Source organism: Agromyces sp. P1_H4, from assembly GCF_056405255.1.
Map to the genome: position 1 here is coordinate 1 of NZ_JBFUCL010000405.1, position 3,015 is coordinate 3,015.

Annotated in this window: 4 protein-coding genes; 3 read left to right on the forward strand and 1 reads right to left on the reverse strand. The window is 73.7% G+C overall.

The features are described from left to right. The 3 genes from AC1DY2_RS17945 to AC1DY2_RS17955 all read left to right on the forward strand — a co-directional run. Positions 1-1,409: helix-turn-helix domain-containing protein (locus AC1DY2_RS17945; protein WP_476763647.1), on the forward strand; the 1,409-nt coding region annotated here is incomplete at its 5' end. A 105-nt stretch (positions 1,410-1,514) separates the two neighbouring features. Continuing rightward, positions 1,515-1,976: a VOC family protein gene (locus AC1DY2_RS17950; protein ID WP_476763648.1), complete on the forward strand. Its 462-nt coding sequence runs from the start codon at positions 1,515-1,517 to the stop codon at positions 1,974-1,976. A gap of 7 nt (positions 1,977-1,983) precedes the next feature. After that, positions 1,984-2,757: a winged helix-turn-helix transcriptional regulator gene (locus AC1DY2_RS17955; protein WP_476763649.1), complete on the forward strand. Its 774-nt coding sequence runs from the start codon at positions 1,984-1,986 to the stop codon at positions 2,755-2,757. A 5-nt stretch (positions 2,758-2,762) separates the two neighbouring features. Here the strand turns inward: AC1DY2_RS17955 and AC1DY2_RS17960 are convergent. Further along, the coding region (locus tag AC1DY2_RS17960) for an MOSC domain-containing protein (protein ID WP_476763650.1) at positions 2,763-3,015 on the reverse strand (253 nt) is incomplete at its 5' end.

Sequence of the window (3,015 nt, forward strand, 5' to 3'; positions counted from 1 at the left end):
AGGCGGGCCTGTCGGGGCTCGTGCTCGAGCTCGGCGTGCACTACCGCTACGTTCCCACGGTCGTCGAGCAGGCCGCGCGTGAGCACGGCCTGGCGCTCGTCGCGTTGCACCGCGAGGTGAAGTTCGTCACGCTCACGGAGGCCGTGCACAGCCGCATCATCTCGGAGCAGACCGCCGCCCTGCGGGCCCGCGACGAGGTGCGGGAGCGCTTCACCGCCCTGAGCCTGCGCGGATCGCCCGCCGACTTCATCGTGCACCAGCTCGCACAGACGCTCGGGTCAGCGGTCGTGCTCGAGAACCTCGCGCACGAGGTGGTGGCCAGCGAGGTGCCGCCCGCGGCCGAGCACGAGCTCTTCTCCGGCTGGGAGGCACGATCGCGGCTGGCGCATCGCCGGCACGAGGAGCAGCTCCTCGCGGGACTGGCCACCGCCGGCGGCACCGGTGCCAACCGCGCCCACGACGAGTGGCTCATCGTGCCCGTCGAGGCCCGCGGGGTGCGCTGGGGCCACCTCATCGCCCTGCCCGGGCCGGCGCACCCGGCGGGCCGTGCGAGCGTGCTCGAACAGGGCGCGATCGCCCTGGCCCTGGGTCGCCTCGCCGACGGCGCCGCCGACGAATGGATGCGCATCGGGCGCCAGCGGCTGGTCGACGGCCTGCTCGCCGGTCGCTTCGCCGGCCTCGCCGGTGCGGTGGCGCGGCTCGAGGCGGCCGGCCTGCCCATCACCGGCGCCCGGGTCCGTGGGTTGGTCATCTCCGGTGCTCCCGTCGTCGACGGCGCAGCGGATGCCGCGGCGCGGGCCCTCGGCGGACGTGCGATCGATGCGGCGGCGCCCGGCTCCGCGTTCCCCGGGGTGGGCGCGCGCATCGTGCTCCTCTCGCTTCCGGGCGGATCCGGCGAGCTGTCGGACGCGGCGGTGCGCGGGTTCGCGACGACCCTCGTGGGCGGCGACGCGGCATCCGTCGACCGGCTGGTGGTCTCGATGGGCGCGGCCGCCGACGGACTCGACGGCCTGCTCGGCTCGGTGCAGGAGGCGATCGACCTCGGACGCGGGCCGAGACCGCGCGAGGCCCGCGGCCTCGTCGTTCGCCGCGCCGAGGTCCGGCCCCTCATGCGGCTCGTGACGTCGCTGCGCGACGATCACCGGCTGCTGCGGCACAGCGAGCGGATGCTCGCGCCGCTCATCGAGTACGACCTGGCGCGCGACGGCGACCTGCTCACCGTGCTCGGCGCCATGCTCGCGCACCCCGGCAACCGCACGGCCGCCGCTGCGGCGAGCCACCTGTCGCGCTCGGTGTTCTACCAGCGGCTCGCGCTCATCGGGGACCTGCTCGGGGTCGACCTCGACGACGGCGAGGCGCTCACCGCACTGCACCTCGCCCTGCTCGTGCGGCGCAGCGCCGTGCGCTGAGCGCCGGCCCGCGGCATCCGTTTACTTGCTATTGACAAGTTTGCTTGCAAAGAGCAAGCTGATGTTCGCAACCCGGAACCGACCGATCCCACACTGGAGCAGACCATGACCACCAGCATCTTCGTGAACCTCACCACGTCCGACCTCGACCGCGCGAAGGCGTTCTATGAGGCGCTCGGGTTCACGATCAACCCCAACTTCACCGATGAGAACGCCGCCTGCGTCGTGCTCGACGACAACGTGTACTTCATGGTGCTCACCCGCGAGTACTTCGGCACGTTCACCGACAAGCAGGTCATCGACCCCGCGACCCAGGCCCAGGTGTCCATCGCACTCAGCCGCGAGACGCGCGAGGCCGTCGACGAGGTCCTCGAGAAGGGTCTCGCGGCGGGCGGCTCCGAGCCGCGCGAGGCGCAGGACTACGGGTTCATGTACTCGCGCGACCTCGACGACCCCGACGGCAACAACCTCTCGTTCCTGTTCATGGAGCCCGCCGCGGCCGAGATGGGCCCCGAGGCCTACATGGCCCAGCAGGGCGCGGGCGCGTCGGCGTCGCCGTCGGCCTGAGCGTCGCATGGCGACACGCGGCGCACGCGGCCTCGGCCAGTACAGCGGCGTGGCACGAGCCGTCGAGCGGGTCGGGGAGCGGTGGGCGCTGCTCATCATCCGCGACCTGCTCGTCGGCGCGCGCCGCTACAGCGACCTGAAGGCCGGGCTGCCGCGCATCCCGACGAACATCCTGAGCGACCGGCTGAAGGAGCTCCAGGAGGCCGGCATCGTTCGCCGCGTTCCGACCGTGCGCGGCGGCTACGAGTTGACGCCGCGGGGCCGCGCCCTCGAGCCGGTTATCGACGGGCTCGAACGGTGGGGCTGGTCGGCGCTCGGCGACCCCGCCGAGGGCGAGGTCGTCACCCGCGACGCGCTGACGGCGACGCTTCGGGCGGCATTCAGGCCGGATGCCGCGGCGGGCGCGCCCCCGACCGAGTACGTGCTGCACGTGGCCGACGCGTCCGTGGTCGCCGTCGTGGTGAACCGCACGCTCGAGGTCGTGCCCATCGGCCCGGGAGCGCTCCCGCAGCCCAGGCGTGGGAACCCGACCGAGGTGGCGTTCGAGGCGGGCGCCGAGCTCGTGCTCGAACCGGCGGAGTTCCGCGACCTCATCGCCGGCGCCCTCGATCCCGCGGCGGTGCGGCTGGTGGCGGGCGAGTCCGAGGCGGTCGTGCGCTTCACCCGCGTGTTCCGCATCGATCCGGTCGGCCCGGCACCCGGTGCCTCCTCTGAGGCCGGGGACGGTGGGGACGCCGGCGACGCCGGGGCACCGGGCGCGTCCGCGGCATCCGTCGCCTGACGCCGTCAGACCACCGGCAGCGGCTCGTGCGGCGCGTCGGGCAGTTCGACCGTGATGGCGTCGCCGGGTCGCACCACGCCGCCCTCGACGACGATCGCCATGACGCCCGCCCGGCGATGGGTGACGCCGGCTCGGTCGCGCCGGATGAGGCGCTTCATCAGGCCCGACTGGAACCGCTCGATCTGCACGCACGGATTGCGGAGCCCGGTGAGCTCGACCTCGGCGGAGTCGCCGAGCCGGATCCGCGTGCCGAGCGGG

Bases quoted from the DNA above. Each gene is read 5' to 3' on its own strand.
- AC1DY2_RS17950 (WP_476763648.1), top strand. From the start codon at position 1,515: ATGACCACCAGCATCTTCGTGAACCTCACCACGTCCGACCTCGACCGC.
- AC1DY2_RS17955 (WP_476763649.1), top strand. From the start codon at position 1,984: ATGGCGACACGCGGCGCACGCGGCCTCGGCCAGTACAGCGGCGTGGCA.